Source organism: Staphylococcus sp. GDY8P120P (assembly GCF_017892065.1).
Taxonomy (GTDB): domain Bacteria; phylum Bacillota; class Bacilli; order Staphylococcales; family Staphylococcaceae; genus Staphylococcus; species Staphylococcus nepalensis.
This window is the reverse complement of record NZ_JAESKI010000003.1, coordinates 233,973-249,905: the sequence shown is the minus strand read 5'-3', so window position 1 is coordinate 249,905 and position 15,933 is coordinate 233,973. Positions and strand designations below refer to the sequence as shown.

Sequence of the window (15,933 nt, the reverse complement as noted above, 5' to 3'; positions counted from 1 at the left end):
GTAGAAATAGTGCTTTGTTATTTATTTGAAATTTTAATTTTTAACTGAATTAGTCTTAAATCGTATTTAAATTAAAAGGCCTTTGATATAATATAAAAAGTAAAGCTTAAAAAAGAAGGGGTGCCTAAGTGAAAACAGGACGCATCATAAAATCGTTAAGTGGCGTTTACCGTGTAGACGTCAGTGGAGAAATGTACGATACCAAACCACGTGGTTTATTTAGAAAAAATAAAATCTCTCCTATTGTTGGTGATGTAGTAGATTTCGATGTTGAAAATATAACAGAAGGTTATATCCAACATATTCATGAACGAAAGAATGAATTGAAAAGACCACCAGTCAGTAATGTAGACCATCTCATATTAGTGGTGAGTGCGGTAGAGCCTGATTTTTCGACTCAGTTATTAGATAGGTTTTTAGTTATTGCTCATTCTTATCATATGAGACCACGTATTTTAGTAACGAAGCGAGATATCACATCAGCTAAAATAGAAGATAATATTTTAGAATTATTAAAAGTATATGAAGATATGGGATACAAAACACAATTTATTAGCATTGATGAGGATATTAATCAAGTTTTTACACAATGGGGCGACGGTCTTGCTGTATTAAGCGGTCAATCAGGCGTCGGGAAATCAACATTATTAAACAAATACTTCCCAAATTTGAATATCGAAACACAATATATATCTAAAGCTTTAAATAGAGGTAAACACACGACAAGACATGTAGAATTATTTGAACGAAACAATGGCTATATAGCTGATACGCCAGGATTTAGTGCATTAGATTTTAATCATATTCAAAAAGAAGAAGTAAAACATTATTTTATGGAAATCAATACATATGGTGAACAATGTAAATTTAGAGATTGTAATCATATCAATGAACCCAAATGTAATGTGAAGCATGAATTAGAAAATGGTAATATAGCGCAGTTTAGATATGAACATTATTTACAAATTTTCAATGAAATTTCAAATAGAAAGGAAAGATATTAAGTGGCAAAATTATATCCTTCATTATTATCAGCAAATTTTTTACAGCTACAAGAAGAATTAAAAGCTTTAGAAAAAGCGGGCGTGGATGGCGTGCACTTTGACGTGATGGATGGACAATTTGTTCCAAATATTTCAATTGGTTTACCTATATTAGAAGCTGTAAGAAAAGGTACGTGTTTGCCAATAGATGTACATTTAATGATAGAAGAACCAGAAAAATACGTAGAACTTTTTGCAGAACAGGGCGCAGATATGATTTCTGTACATGTTGAAGCGACACCGCATATTCATAGAGTAATTCAACAAATAAAAAATGCAAATGTGCAAGCGGGTGTAGTGATTAATCCAGGTACGCCCGTAGAGTCCATTGCGCCTGTGTTGAAAATGGTAGATTATGTACTCGTAATGACAGTTAACCCTGGTTTTGGAGGACAATCGTTTATTCAAGAAAGCTTAGACAAACTTGATCAACTTTCGAACATCAAAAAAGAACTTGATTTAACATTTGAGGTCGAAGTAGACGGTGGTATTAATGATGAAACCGTTAAATCTGTAATAGAACATGGCGCAACAATGCTGGTTGCAGGTTCCTATTTCTTCAAACAAGATGATTATCAATCAGCGACTCAGATATTGAAAGGTTGAAATCGATGAAAGTCAATTTATTATGTGGTAAACGAAATTTGCCCAAAAATATTTTACAAAAAAAAGAAGACGAAGCTTGGATAGGTATTGACCGAGGTGCATTAAATTTAATCGAATCAGGTATTATACCAACATTTGCAGTTGGCGATTTTGATTCAATCACGAAAGAGGAAAAAGCTTATTTATCAGATAAGCTCACGATTAATCCTTACGCTTCTGAAAAAGACGATACTGATTTAGCGCTAGGTATCGGCCAAGCAATTGATTGTGGTTATAATGAGATTGATATATATGGTGCAACAGGCGGCCGTTTAGATCATTTTATGGGCGCTTTACAAATACTAGAAAAACCAGCCTATACACAACAACAAATTACCATTAAAATAATCGATCACCAAAATGAAATTTCATATTTATCTACAGGTGAGCATCATATTGAACGAGATATTAATTACCCGTATATATCATTTATACCTATAATGTATCCTACAATGATTTCATTAACCAACTTTAAATATGAATTGAAGCATGCGTCCCTACAATTAGGATCAACCTTAACCATATCTAATGAGCTGATTAAGGCACAAGGGATTGTATCAATTACTAAGGGTAGTGTGCTAATGATAAAAAGTAAAGATTAATATGAAAAAAGTCATTTTAAAGAAATAAAAAAAGACCAATCCTCCACATAAGGATTGGTCTTTTTCGTGCATTATATTTATTAAACTCTAGTTACTTTACCAGATTTTAAAGCACGTGCAGAAACCCAAACTTTTTTAGGTTTTCCGTCTACAAGAATTCTAACTTTTTGAAGGTTAGCATTCCATCTTCTTTTCGAAGAATTTAAAGCGTGTGAACGATTGTTTCCAGTTGAAGCTTTACGACCTGTTACGAAACATTGTTTGCCCATGAAAGTACCTCCTTTAATAAATATAAATACACGTATCTACTACATACCTGAATAATGTACCACATATAAAAGGATATGGCAATAAAATGAAAAAATTTTCTTTACAATGCTTATGCTTTTGTTACACTCATTTTATGGTATAATTCTAAACTGTGGATAAATATTGTGTTTTTTAAATTTAAAAACGATAAGTATCAAAGCTAAAATAAGAACCATAAACTAGGAGGCCCAATAAAATGACATTAGAAATCACAAATGATTATGGTAGTATTGATATTTCGAACGAAGTAATAGCTTCAGTGGTTGGTAGTAAAGCAGTAGAATGTTATGGCATTGTTGGTATGGCTTCTAGACAACAAGTGAGAGATGGCATTGCTGAAATATTAGGCTATGAAAATTATGCAAAAGGCATTGTTGTCAGAGAAGAAAATGGCGTGTTAGATGTTGATATGTATATTATTGTCAGTTATGGTACTAAAATATCAGAAGTAGCAAGCAATGTTCAGTCAACAGTGAAATATACATTAGAACAAACATTAAAAGTAAAAATAAATTCAATTAATATATTTATACAAGGTGTGCGAGTGGATAATGGCACGAAAAACTAGGAGGACATAACGTAATGGTTAGCAAAATAAATGGTAAATTATTTGCCGAAATGATAATTCAAGGGGCACAAAATTTATCTAATCATGCAGATTTAGTAGATTCATTAAATGTATATCCAGTACCAGATGGAGATACAGGGACAAATATGAATTTAACAATGACATCTGGTAGAGAAGCAGTAGAAGAGAATTTGTCACAACATATAGGTGAACTAGGCAAAACATTCTCCAAAGGTCTGTTAATGGGAGCGAGAGGCAATTCTGGTGTTATTTTATCGCAGTTATTTAGAGGATTCAGTAAAAATTTAGAAGAGTATAATGAAATTAATACACAACAACTAGCAGACAGTTTTAAGGCTGGCGTTGAAACAGCATATAAAGCAATTATGAAACCAGTAGAAGGTACAATCTTAACAGTGGCTAGAGATGCAGCAGATGCAGGTCTAGAAAAAGCCCCAGAAACAGAAGATTGTATTGAATTAGTGACTTATATTATAGAGCAAGCTAAAATTTCTCTAGAAAATACGCCTAATTTATTACCAGTATTAAAAGAAGTTGGTGTAGTAGATAGTGGTGGTAAAGGGTTAGTAGTAGTATATGAAGGCTTTCTTAAAGCTTTAAAAGGAGAAACAATAAGTGCAGAAACACAAAAATTAGATACAGATACTTTAGTGAACGAAGCGCATGATTTCCATGGCGTTATCAATACGGAAGATATTATTTATGGATATTGTACAGAAATGATGGTCCGTTTTGGTAAAAATAAAAAATTCTTTGATGAAAATACTTTTAGAGAAGATATGAGTCAATACGGTGATTCATTATTAGTGATTAATGATGATGAAATTGTAAAAGTTCACGTACATACTGAAAAACCTGGAGATGTGTTTAATTACGGACAACAATATGGTGAATTAATTAAATTAAAAGTTGAAAATATGCGCGAACAACACCGAGAAGTTGTTAAAAAAGAACAAAAAGGACAAAATGTTGATTCAAATCAAGATATGACAACAGTAGATACTGCAGTTATCGCTATTTCTATGGGTGAAGGTATATCAGAGTTGTTTAAATCGATGGGCGCTACGCATATCATCAGTGGTGGACAGACAATGAATCCATCTACAGAAGACATTGTCAAAGTAATTGAGCAATCTCAGTGTAAACGTGCAATTATCTTGCCAAATAATAAAAATATTATGATGGCAAGTGAACAAGCTGCGACGATAGTTGAAGCAGAAGCAGTTGTGATTCCAACCAAATCGATACCTCAAGGTATTGCTGCACTATTTAACTTTGATGTAGCAGACACGTTGACAAACAATAAAAAGCGAATGATTGAATCATTAGAAATAGTCACGTCAGGCTCTGTTACATATGCTGTAAGAGACACAAAAGTGGACGGCGTTGAGATTAAAAAAGATGCATTTATGGGCTTGGTCGAAGATAAAATTATTACAAGTAATGAGGATCAGATTGAAACAGTTAAAAACTTATTAGCAGAAATGATAACGGATGAAAGTGAAATTATCACTATGATTGTTGGAGAAGATGCGCATGCTGATATCACTTCAAGCGTTGAATCGTGGATTGAAGCGACATATCCTGATATAGAAATAGACCAACATCAAGGTAATCAACCCGTTTACCAATATCTGTTTTCAGTTGAATAGCTTTAAGTGAGTCGATAAAAATAACATTTTAATCCATATACGTAATTAGATAATCATATCTAGTTGCGTATATTTTTCTTTTTGCAATACATTGTTGCCATATTTAACCTATCTTGTTGAAAAAAGTGTATAATAAATCGGTGCATTTCATTTGAAAAATTCGCTAGTAAAGATAAATGATTTTGAAACTTTACTTATATATAATTTTTGTTCAAAATGGTGTGCCATTTTGGGTAATATTAAATTAAAAGCAGCACAACCAGAATTAGTTTATTATGTTAAGTTAACTTGTTATAATAATATAGATGCCATAAAATGTAAGCGCAACACTTTAGAACAATTAAAAATAAGGGCGGGGTATAATTTATGAAATATAAAACAGTTTTCGATATCATTGGACCGACAATGGTTGGTCCATCATCGTCACATACAGCGGGTGCAGTTAGGATTGGATTAGTGGCTAGAGACTTATTCAATGAAACACCAAAACAAGTTGATATATACCTTTATGGTTCATTTATGGAAACATATAAAGGCCACGGTACCGATGTTGCTCTTGTTGGTGGTCTATTAGGTTATGATACAGATGACGATCGAATCCAAAAAAGCATAGAAACTGCTGAGGACATTGGAATGAAAGTTAATTTTATTGAAATGACAGAAGAACGTTCTCATCCTAATACTGCTATGATTAATATGCGAGATGGAGATAAAGAAATTTCTGTAGAAGGCGTATCTATCGGTGGTGGCAAAATAGAAGTTGTCGCGATTAATGGATTTAGTATTGCAATTAGTGGCAATTACCCAGCACTTTTAGTATTCCATAAAGATACATTTGGCACGATTGGTCGCGTAGCTAATATATTAGGTGATTCGAGTATCAATGTGGGGAGTATGCAAGTTTCAAGAAAAGAAAAAGGTGACCAAGCCTTGATGACTTGTGAATTAGACGATGCTATAAATGATGAAATAATAGAAAAAATTAAAAACGTCGATGGTGTAGTGACAGTCTCACTCATGGGCGACGCTTAATGGAGGGATATCAATGTTTAAAAGCGTGAAAGAGCTTATTGAAAAATGTGAGGCAGAAAATAAAAAAATCTATGAAGTGATGCTAGAGCAAGAAATGGAAGTTACAGGATTATCAGAAGATGAAATATATGCACATATGGATAAAAACTTACAAACGATGGAAAATGCTTTAGATGAAGGATTAGAAGGTGTAACATCCACGACTGGTTTAACCGGTGGGGATGCGGTATTAATTAAAGCATACTTAAAAACAGGAAAATCTTTAGCAGGGCCTACATTATTAGATGCTGTTAGTAAGGCAGTGGCAACAAATGAAGTCAATGCTGCAATGGGTAAAATTTGTGCTACACCAACGGCTGGTTCTGCAGGTGTGGTTCCAGGTGTTTTATTTGGATTAAAACCCCGTCTTGAGCCTACACGTAAAGATATGTTGAACTTCTTACTTAGCTCTGGCGCCTTTGGATTTGTAGTTGCAAATAATGCTTCTATTTCAGGCGCAGCTGGAGGTTGTCAGGCGGAAGTGGGTTCGGCAGCTGCCATGGCAGCAGGTGCAACTGTTGAACTAGCAGGTGGCACACCTCAACAATCTTCTGAAGCTTTTGCAATTTGTTTGAAAAATATGCTAGGTTTAGTATGTGATCCAGTAGCAGGTTTAGTAGAAGTACCATGTGTTAAAAGAAATGCTGCTGGCGCGTCTAATGCTATTGTATCAGCAGATATGGCGTTAGCAGGTGTAACTTCTAGAATACCTACGGATGAAGTTATTGAAGCAATGTATAAGATTGGTCAAACAATGCCTTCTGCATTACGTGAAACTGGGCGTGGCGGCTTAGCAGGCACACCAACAGGGCAGCGTTTAAAACAAGAAATATTTGGTGATTAAAATGTCAAAAGTCAATTTAATAGAAAGTCCATTTCCTTTAGCTGAAATAAAAGGTTTAGGTCCAAAACGCTTATCGGTATTAAATGAATTAAATATTTATACAGTAGAGGATTTAATCTTATATTTACCAACGCGTTATGAAGATAATACTGTAGTTGACTTAAATGAGGCAGAAGATCAAGCGATGGTGACAGTTGTTGGGGAAGTTTATTCCACACCTACTGTCGCTTTTTTTGGTAGAAACAAATCTAAGCTAACTGTCCATTTAATGGTTAATAATATTGCTGTAAAATGCGTATTCTTCAATCAACCTTATTTAAAAAAGAAAATTGAGCTACATCAAACGATTACAATTAAAGGGAAATGGAATAGAAACAAACAAGAAATTAATGGGAACCGAATGTTCTTTAACCAACAAGTCATAGAGGGTGCGCAATTTGAACCTGTTTACCGCATTAAAGAAGGTATTAAACAAAAACCGCTTCGCGATATGATTCGTCAAGTGTTAGATCATGTGACTATCCATGAGTGGCTGTCTAAAACATTAAGACAGAAATATAAACTTGAAACGCTTGAAGATACAATTAAAACATTGCATATGGCACCTGACAAGAAATCATTGTTAAGGGCAAGAAGAACATATGCGTTTATAGAATTATTTATGTTCGAATTAAGAATGCAATGGTTAAATCGACTCGAGAAAACATCGGATGAAGCAATTGAAATTGATTATGATATTCATTTAGTTAAAAATTTTATAGAAGATTTACCTTTTGAATTGACTGATGCCCAGAAACAAAGTGTAAATGAAATCTTTAGAGATTTAAAAGCTCCGCTTCGTATGCATCGGCTTTTACAAGGGGATGTAGGTTCAGGCAAAACAGTAGTGGCTGCTATTTGTATGTATGCATTAAAAACAGCTGGTTATCAATCTGCATTGATGGTACCTACTGAAATCCTTGCAGAGCAACATGCTGAAAGTTTAGCTGAAATATTTGGTGATCGAATGAACATTGCCTTATTAACAGGTTCAGTTAAAGGTAAAAAAAGGAAATTATTATTGGAACAACTCGAAAACAATGAAATAGATTGTATCATTGGGACACATGCGTTAATACAAGACGATGTTGTATTTAACAACGTTGGGCTTGTAATTACAGATGAACAACATCGATTTGGCGTTAACCAACGTCAACTATTGAGAGAAAAAGGCGCTATGACTAACGTATTATTTATGACTGCAACGCCTATTCCTAGAACTTTAGCAATTTCTGTATTTGGAGAAATGGATGTTTCATCAATTAAGCAATTACCAAAAGGAAGAAAACCTATTATTACGTCTTGGTCTAAGCATGAGGCGTATGAAAGTGTCTTGCACCAAATGACCGTTGAATTGCACAAAGGTAGACAAGCTTATGTGATATGCCCCTTAATAGAGAGTTCCGAACATTTGGAAGACGTACAAAATGTCGTGGCATTATTTGAATCTATGCAAGCTTATTATGGTTCAAATAAAGTAGGCTTACTTCATGGTAAATTAACTTCTGAAGAAAAAGATCATGTGATGCAACAGTTTAGTAATCATGAGATTGATATTTTAGTTTCTACTACAGTCGTTGAAGTTGGCGTTAATGTACCAAATGCAACATTTATGATGATCTACGATGCAGATCGTTTTGGGTTATCAACGTTGCATCAGTTAAGAGGTCGTGTTGGACGAAGTGAACAACAAAGTTATTGTGTATTAATTGCTTCACCAAAGACTGAAACAGGTATTGAACGCATGAATATAATGACACAAACTACAGATGGTTTTGAGTTAAGTGAGCGTGACTTAGAAATGAGAGGTCCTGGTGATTTCTTTGGTGTTAAACAAAGCGGGTTGCCAGATTTCTTGGTAGCGAATGTAGTAGAAGATTATAAAATGCTAGAAGTAGCTAGAGATGAAGCAGCAGAACTTATTCAGTCAGGTACATTTTTTGAACCTGAATATGAACGACTTAGAACATTTGTCGAGAATAATTTGCTATATACGAGTTTTGATTAAGCGTTCAATGCGCATGTAGTAAGTTCATATATTTCAAACAGCAGTGTAGAAACGCTTTAAAAGCGCTACACTGCTGTTTATTATTTAATGAAAATATATTCATTTATTTAACGCCGACATCATTCCAAGCTTGTTCAATTGCTTTTGATTCGTTACCATTCTTGCCATATAGTTCATTGGCAGCTTGTTTTAATGCTATTTTTGCATCTGTAAATTCAGCATTTGATGATAGATATTGCGTTAATGCTAGGTAGTAAATTTGTTCTGCTTTATCTTTGCCAATAGATTGGATTGTAAGATACGCAGCTTTATTTGGAATGCCACTATTAATATGTACGCCCCCGTTATCATCAGTTCCAGTATAAAATTGATTCATGTGTGCTGGTTGATCATATTTTTCTGGATTTTGTAAGCTTCTTAAAGCATCTCCATCTTGATTCGGTGTATAAACATCTTCGCCCATTAGCCAGTTATCTGGATCGATGAAATAGCCAAATACGTCTGAAAATGATTCATTTAAAGCGCCTGATTGATTTGTGTACTCTAAATTAGCAGTTTCTTCTGTTACGGCATGTGTTAATTCGTGCCCTACGATATCTTTAGCACCTGATAGTGGGTTAAATGTTTTACCATCACCATCGCCATAAATCATATATTGTCCAGTCCATGCAGTGTTATTATAATTTTTATCATAATGTACGACAGAGTTAATATTTGCGCCTTTATTGTCATAGCTTTCTCTATCGTATTTGTCTAAATAATAATCATAAACTTCGTTTGCATAAAAATGTGCGTCGACGCCTGCGCGTTGAATATCTTTGTCAAAATTATTTGAATCATGGGTGATTTGTGAAAACTGATCTGTAGTTTCATTCGCTGTTTTGGTTTCGATATGAGTATCTTTGCTTGTGTCGTTTAATGAATATTGTCCGTTGTCATTGCTTAAGTAAAGTGGAGATTTTTTATCACCATTAACGCCTGTGCCAGAACCTTCTGCTGTTGCATGTTTTATTAGGTTTTGTTTTTTTATAATCTCTCCGGTGCTCGCATCGACTTGTATCTTCCAATGCGCGGCTTTAGGAGATAAATAATTTAATTCGATATTATGTATTAATTTGCCTTTTTCACTATTAATATCTAGTTGATTTTGAGTTACAATTTTATAACCTTTTAGATTTTTAACTTCATTTTTTTGTTTACCAATTGCTTGAAAAGCTAAATTTTCAGCTTTGGATGGTGATATGTTAGCTTTGTTTTTAATGTCAATGTGCTGTCTATGGATATGCCCATTTATAAGTGAGACGTTGCCTTGTTGATTCACATGTACTTTAATGGTGCTATCATTCGCTAATATATTATTGATTTTTGGTTTTAACTCATAATGTGAAGCGCCAGTGGTGTCAACGTTTTTATTGATTACTTTGTATTGTTTAAACGCATTTTTACTGATTGATTCATTTTTAGTTTTCTGGTTTCGATTAATGATAGATGAGGCGTTATTTTGTAAGTAATTTTCTACATCAGTATGGTTAGAAATATGTGTTGAGTCTGATGATTCCAATTGTTCTGGCACCACACTATTTGTTTCTTTTGCAAAACTAAAGGCCGAAGTAGATGTGAATAATGTAGCAGAGAGTAGCGTGCTTGTTATTGCTTTTTTCATTGTTCTTAACCCCTTTATTATAAAATGAATAATCAATTATTTCTAATGAAATTATTTAATATATAAAATACATCTTTTTTAATTAAACATTATATTTTTATTTAATTTAACATAAAAACTTTGTGGTTTGTATGTTATTTTTGAAATTATTAAAATAAAGCTTGAAATGAAAGAACTGAGAATTGAGTAAATAGAATGATAAAAAGTAGTACGTTTTTAGTTGAGCAATTGAAATAGAAAGTGTTATGATATGTTAGGAATGTTTAAGACTTGGTACTAAAAATAGGGAGATAGAATACTATGAAGTTAAAAAAACAGGAACGTCGTGAGGCAATTAAAAAAGAAATAGAAAAAAACCCCTTTATTACGGATCTTGATTTGAGTATTCTTTTTTCGGTCAGTATTCAAACAATTAGATTGGATCGTACATACTTAAATATTCCCGAGTTAAGAAAAAGAATTAAATCTGTTGCTAGAAAAAATCACGAAAGTATTCGATCTATTGATGGAAGTGAAATCATAGGTGATGTGATCAACGTAGAACCAGATCATCAAGCGATCTCTCTTATTAATATTGATGAAGATTCAGTATTTACTAGAAATGAGATTGCTAGAGGGCATGTATTATTTGCTCAAGCTAATTCACTATGTGTGGCACTTATACATAAACCAGTTGTGTTAACTAAAGAAAGTAACGTTACATTTTTAAAACAAGTTAAGTTAAATGATACAGTACGTGCAGAAGCAAAGGCTGTTGAAATAACAGATAAATATTTCATGATAAAAGTATGTTCGTACGTCAAAGATACTTTGGTATTTAAGGGTACTTTTAAAATGTATTATACAAGTGAGGATGAACAAAATGGTTAAAATAGCTATCGACATGATGGGTGGCGATGATGCGCCTGGCATCGTTCTTGAAGCTGTTGAAAAAGCGGTCAAAGATTTTAAAGATTTAGAAATAATATTATTCGGTGACCAAAATAAATGTGACATTAACCACGGACGCGTGGAAGTGCGTCACTGTACAGAAGCGATAACAATGGAAGACGAACCTGTTAGAGCAATCAAAAGAAAAAAAGATAGTTCAATGGTGCGTATGGCAGAAGCGGTGAAATCTGGTGAAGCGGACGGTTGTGTTTCAGCAGGAAACACGGGCGCTTTAATGTCTGCTGGATTATTTATCGTAGGTAGAATAAAAGGTGTTGAAAGACCAGCATTAGTATTAACTTTACCAACTGTTTCAGGTAAAGGTTTCGTATTTATGGATGTAGGTGCAAATGCTGATGCAAAAGCAGAGCATTTATTACAATATGCACAATTAGGTAATATTTATGCACAAAAAATCCGAAATATTGAACAACCTTCTGTTGCATTACTTAATATTGGTACAGAAGCAGCAAAAGGAAATACATTAACTAAAAAAGCATATCACTTAATGGAAGAACAACAAGGTTTTCATTTTTCTGGAAATGTTGAAGCTAAAGCATTAATGGATGATGCTGCAGACGTAGTTGTAACAGATGGTTATACTGGAAATATGATTCTAAAAAATCTAGAAGGTGTAGCAAAATCTATAGGAAAAATGCTTAAATCTACGCTTTTGAGTAGTTTTAAAAACAAATTAGCAGCGCTTGTGTTGCGTAAAGATTTGAATGATTTAACTTCGAAAATGGATTATGCCGAGTATGGCGGTTCAGTATTGTTAGGGTTAAATGGTATTGTCGTGAAAGCGCATGGTAGTTCAAATGCAAAAGCATTTTATTCAGCGATTCGTCAAGCTAAAGTTGCTGGAGAATTAAACATTGTAAATACAATGAGAGAAACGGTGGGGACAGAAAATGGGTAAAACAGCAATTATTTTCCCAGGACAAGGATCACAAAAAGTTGGTATGGCTAACGACTTATTTAACAATGATGAAAAAGCTACGTCTATTCTTAATGAAGCTCAAGCGCAAATGGACTTTGATATTCTAGAAACTATGTTTGAAGATGTTGAAGACAAATTAGGCCAAACTGAAAATACACAACCTGCTTTATTAACTCACAGTATAGCATTATTAAACGCGTTAGAGCACGTTGATGTAGATTATACGATGGGACATAGCTTAGGAGAATATGCAAGCTTAGTAGCAAGTGGTGTATTGAATTTTGAAGATGCGGTGAAAATTGTTCGCAAACGTGGGCAACTCATGGCAGCTGCTTTTCCAGATGGTGTAGGTAGTATGGCAGCTGTGTTGGGTCTCGACTACAATGAGGTGGATGAAATTTGTAAAGAACTTTCGACAGATGATGAAATCATTGAACCAGCGAATATAAATGCGCCTGGACAAATTGTTGTTTCAGGCCATAAAACATTGATCGATAAACTTGCTGCTGAAGGGAAGTCCATGGGTGCTAAACGCGTGATGACTTTAGCAGTATCTGGTCCTTTCCATTCATCAATGATGCAAGTGATTGAAGCAGACTTTGCCAACTATATTGAACAATTTGAATGGCGTGATGCATCATTTCCAGTCGTTCAAAATGTAAACGCTAAAGGTGAAACGAATGCTAAAACAATTAAAGATAATATGATTAAACAATTGTATTCTCCAGTTCAATTTATAGATTCAACAAAATGGTTAATCGACCAAGGCGTTGATCATTTTATCGAAATTGGGCCTGGTAAAGTACTTTCAGGTTTAATTAAAAAGCTAAGTAAAGATGTAAAACTTACTTCAATTCAAACATTAGAAGATGTAAAAGGGTGGAATGAAAATGACTAAAAATGCATTAGTAACTGGAGCATCTAGAGGTATCGGCCGTAGTATAGCAGTTGAATTAGCTGAGGAAGGCTACAATGTTGTTGTTAATTACGCTGGGAATAAAGCAAAAGCAGATGCTGTGGTAGAAGAAATCAAAGCAAAAGGTGTAGAAAGTTTTGCGATTCAAGCTAACGTTGCAAATGGTGATGAAGTAAAAGCAATGATTAAAGAAGTTGTTAGTCAGTTTGGTACAGTGGATGTACTTGTTAATAATGCTGGTATAACAAGAGATAATTTATTAATGCGCATGAAAGAAAGTGAATGGGATGACGTTATTGATACTAATTTAAAAGGCGTATTTAATTGTATCCAAAAAGTAACGCCACAAATGTTAAGACAAAAAAGCGGATCAATTATCAATTTATCCAGCGTAGTTGGTGCAGTAGGAAATCCTGGACAAGCTAATTATGTAGCGACAAAAGCAGGTGTGATTGGCTTAACAAAATCAGCAGCCAAAGAACTTGCTTCAAGAAATATTACAGTGAATGCTGTCGCGCCAGGATTTATCGTATCTGATATGACTGATGCGTTAAGTGAAGATCTTAAAGATCAAATGCTTGAACAAATTCCATTATCAAGATTCGGAGAGGATAAAGATATCGCTAATACTGTGTCATTTTTAGCATCAGATAAAGCGAAATATATCACTGGTCAAACGATACACGTTAACGGTGGCATGTTTATGGAATAATATACCAGACGACGTGAAAATCATTTTTGTATCACTTGAAGTGACTTGAAAATGTATGGCATGCTCTAAGGTATATGATGCATTCAATACTCATTTTTAATTGAAAAGCATCTAAAAAATTGTGGTTCAATAAATTATATTTATAACAACCCCATTTCATTAAATACTACTTGTATTTCGATTGATAACATGGGAAAATATAAAAGTCTATTATAGACTTTTTAAAGGAGGTGAATCGACGTGGAAAACTTCGACAAAGTAAAAGATATCATCGTTGACCGCTTAGGTGTTGACGCTGAAAAAGTAACTCAAGATGCTTCATTTAAAGATGATTTGGGCGCTGACTCACTTGATATTGCTGAATTAGTTATGGAATTAGAAGATGAATTTGGTACTGAAATTCCAGATGAAGAAGCAGAAAAAATCAACACTGTTGGTGATGCAGTTAACTTTATCAATAGTATGGAAAAATAATGAGCAAATATCTGAGTCGTGGATTTTACGGCTCAGATTTTTTATTTTAAAAAGAATTTAGTAAAAATTTGTTGTTTTTGAAACGTTGCCACCTATTTCTGTATGATTTAGAGGTTAGCATAGGAAGTTTAGGCAAAATTGCTTACTAGAAAATATAACACCTGTTGGGCTTTTTATTTATGGATAAAATAGCGCATCATTAACAGTTTTTCCTTTAGTTTTATAATAAATTCACGTAAAATGTAAATGCATAAGTACAATCAAAATTAAGATTGACTGAGGAGGAAATGTATTGGCGAATCATAAAAAAATGGAAATGGTTAAAGCATTCCAAGAAAAATTTTCTAAAAAAATGCAAGAATTAGATTTACCCTTTGATAAGGTGGATTTATACCAACAAGCCTTTTCACATTCGAGCTTCATTAATGATTTTAATATGAATCGATTAGAACATAATGAACGTTTAGAGTTTTTAGGAGACGCGGTATTAGAATTGACGGTTTCACGCTATTTGTTTGATAAATATCCAGAGTTGCCTGAAGGTAATTTAACGAAAATGCGTGCGACAATTGTTTGTGAGCCCTCACTTGTAATATTCGCAAATAAAATTGAATTGCATGACCTAATCTTATTGGGTAAAGGGGAAGAAAAAACAGGAGGCAGAACAAGACCCTCTCTTGTATCAGATGCCTTTGAAGCATTTGTAGGTGCACTATATTTAGACCAAGGATTAACGTCGGTGTGGAAATTTGCAGAGAATGTTATATTCCCATTTGTAGAAGAAGATGAGTTAGATGGCGTCGTCGATTTTAAAACGCAGTTCCAAGAGTTTGTGCATCGACAAAATAAAGGTGATGTAACTTATCGTTTAGTAAATGAGGAAGGACCAGCACATCACCGTTTATTTACTTCTGAAGTTATTTTAGAAAACAAGCCTGTAGCATTAGGCAAAGGCAAAACGAAAAAAGAATCAGAACAACAAGCTGCAGAAAGTGCTTATAAACTTCTGAAAAATAAAGAATTATAATAACAAATAGTAAAGCATTGTGTGAACTATACAACATTAATGCAAACTTTCATAATATATGATAAATAAAATTTAATTAAACATTAGTAAAAATAAACGAATGTATAAGTATTTCTAAAAGACGAACCATAATGAACTTGTTATAAATACTGGAATATAATATTAAATTATAACTGTACAATAGATGTTGAGATTTAAGCGTATTTGTACCAAATTTATTGACACGTTAATTATGCGAGGATGAGTAGATGGGGTTAAGACAGAAATTTAAACTTTTTAAAAAATTCGTTGTCTTCCTGAGGCATTGATGACTAGGAAAAACGCTTAAGCTAAGAGTATTACATAGTTCTAAGTATACACATAAACGATGCTAACTTTAAGATGGATAGCTATAGAAGGCATTCTTTTACAATAGTACTTTAAAGTTTGATATAAAGTGCTTCAAACTAGTCACAATTACTAATTTTAT

16 protein-coding genes are annotated in these 15,933 nt (G+C 33.6%); 14 read left to right on the top strand and 2 right to left on the bottom strand.

The genetic code is table 11. The annotated features are described in order from the left end of the window. Window positions 1-128 precede the first annotated feature (128 nt). Genes rsgA through KA900_RS03290 form a run of 3 tightly spaced genes read left to right on the top strand, consistent with a single transcriptional unit; the run spans window position 129 to window position 2,290 of the window. A complete protein-coding gene (rsgA, locus tag KA900_RS03300; protein ID WP_107644159.1) occupies window positions 129-1,004 on the top strand; it encodes a ribosome small subunit-dependent GTPase A in 876 nt (291 codons plus the stop codon). Next, on the top strand, window positions 1,005-1,649 hold the full coding sequence (gene rpe / locus KA900_RS03295) for a ribulose-phosphate 3-epimerase (protein WP_115342215.1): 645 nt from the start codon (window positions 1,005-1,007) through the stop codon (window positions 1,647-1,649). 5 nt (window positions 1,650-1,654) lie between these two features. After that, window positions 1,655-2,290: a thiamine diphosphokinase gene (locus tag KA900_RS03290; protein ID WP_103372970.1), complete on the top strand. Its 636-nt coding sequence runs from the start codon at window positions 1,655-1,657 to the stop codon at window positions 2,288-2,290. 80 nt (window positions 2,291-2,370) lie between these two features. On the opposite strand, the gene rpmB is transcribed toward KA900_RS03290, so the two are convergent. Next, a complete protein-coding gene (gene rpmB / locus KA900_RS03285; protein WP_002483503.1) occupies window positions 2,371-2,559 on the bottom strand; it encodes a 50S ribosomal protein L28 in 189 nt (62 codons plus the stop codon). Window positions 2,560-2,795: 236 nt separating this feature from the next. Here rpmB and KA900_RS03280 point away from each other — a divergent pair, with 236 nt between their 5' ends. From KA900_RS03280 to recG, 5 genes are all read left to right on the top strand, one after another. After that, entirely contained in the window at window positions 2,796-3,167 is a 372-nt protein-coding gene (locus tag KA900_RS03280) for an Asp23/Gls24 family envelope stress response protein (protein WP_096810143.1), read from the top strand. A gap of 14 nt (window positions 3,168-3,181) precedes the next feature. Beyond that, complete coding sequence (fakA, locus tag KA900_RS03275) at window positions 3,182-4,840, top strand: fatty acid kinase catalytic subunit FakA (protein ID WP_115342214.1); 1,659 nt, start codon at window positions 3,182-3,184, stop codon at window positions 4,838-4,840. Between the two features lie 366 nt (window positions 4,841-5,206). Next, a complete protein-coding gene (gene sdaAB / locus KA900_RS03270; RefSeq protein WP_096810131.1) occupies window positions 5,207-5,872 on the top strand; it encodes an L-serine ammonia-lyase, iron-sulfur-dependent subunit beta in 666 nt (221 codons plus the stop codon). 13 nt (window positions 5,873-5,885) lie between these two features. Continuing rightward, a complete protein-coding gene (sdaAA, locus tag KA900_RS03265; RefSeq protein WP_096810130.1) occupies window positions 5,886-6,755 on the top strand; it encodes an L-serine ammonia-lyase, iron-sulfur-dependent, subunit alpha in 870 nt (289 codons plus the stop codon). Between the two features lies 1 nt (window position 6,756). Continuing rightward, window positions 6,757-8,802, top strand: a complete 2,046-nt coding sequence (recG, locus tag KA900_RS03260; protein WP_096810129.1) for an ATP-dependent DNA helicase RecG — start codon at window positions 6,757-6,759, stop codon at window positions 8,800-8,802. A gap of 103 nt (window positions 8,803-8,905) precedes the next feature. On the opposite strand, the gene KA900_RS03255 is transcribed toward recG, so the two are convergent. After that, window positions 8,906-10,465 (bottom strand): M4 family metallopeptidase, encoded by a 1,560-nt coding sequence (locus KA900_RS03255; protein WP_210139301.1) that lies wholly within the window; start codon window positions 10,463-10,465, stop codon window positions 8,906-8,908. A 300-nt stretch (window positions 10,466-10,765) separates the two neighbouring features. On the opposite strand from KA900_RS03255, the gene fapR reads away from it, so the two are divergent. The 6 genes from fapR to rnc all read left to right on the top strand — a co-directional run bounded on the left by fapR (window position 10,766) and on the right by rnc (window position 15,464). Further along, window positions 10,766-11,335 (top strand): transcription factor FapR, encoded by a 570-nt coding sequence (gene fapR, locus KA900_RS03250; protein ID WP_096810127.1) that lies wholly within the window; start codon window positions 10,766-10,768, stop codon window positions 11,333-11,335. Then, window positions 11,328-12,314 (top strand): phosphate acyltransferase PlsX, encoded by a 987-nt coding sequence (gene plsX, locus KA900_RS03245; RefSeq protein ID WP_096810126.1) that lies wholly within the window; start codon window positions 11,328-11,330, stop codon window positions 12,312-12,314. Before fapR ends, plsX begins: the two co-directional genes overlap by 8 nt. Next, window positions 12,307-13,233 carry an ACP S-malonyltransferase gene (gene fabD, locus KA900_RS03240; RefSeq protein WP_096810125.1) on the top strand — a complete coding sequence of 309 codons (927 nt, stop codon included), beginning with the start codon at window positions 12,307-12,309 and terminating at the stop codon, window positions 13,231-13,233. The genes plsX and fabD overlap by 8 nt, the downstream gene beginning before the upstream one ends. Next, window positions 13,226-13,963 (top strand): 3-oxoacyl-[acyl-carrier-protein] reductase, encoded by a 738-nt coding sequence (fabG, locus tag KA900_RS03235; RefSeq protein WP_096810124.1) that lies wholly within the window; start codon window positions 13,226-13,228, stop codon window positions 13,961-13,963. The genes fabD and fabG overlap by 8 nt, the downstream gene beginning before the upstream one ends. A gap of 240 nt (window positions 13,964-14,203) precedes the next feature. After that, on the top strand, window positions 14,204-14,437 hold the full coding sequence (locus KA900_RS03230) for an acyl carrier protein (protein WP_019467939.1): 234 nt from the start codon (window positions 14,204-14,206) through the stop codon (window positions 14,435-14,437). Window positions 14,438-14,747: 310 nt separating this feature from the next. After that, a complete protein-coding gene (rnc, locus tag KA900_RS03225; protein ID WP_369967697.1) occupies window positions 14,748-15,464 on the top strand; it encodes a ribonuclease III in 717 nt (238 codons plus the stop codon). Window positions 15,465-15,933: the final 469 nt, after the last annotated feature.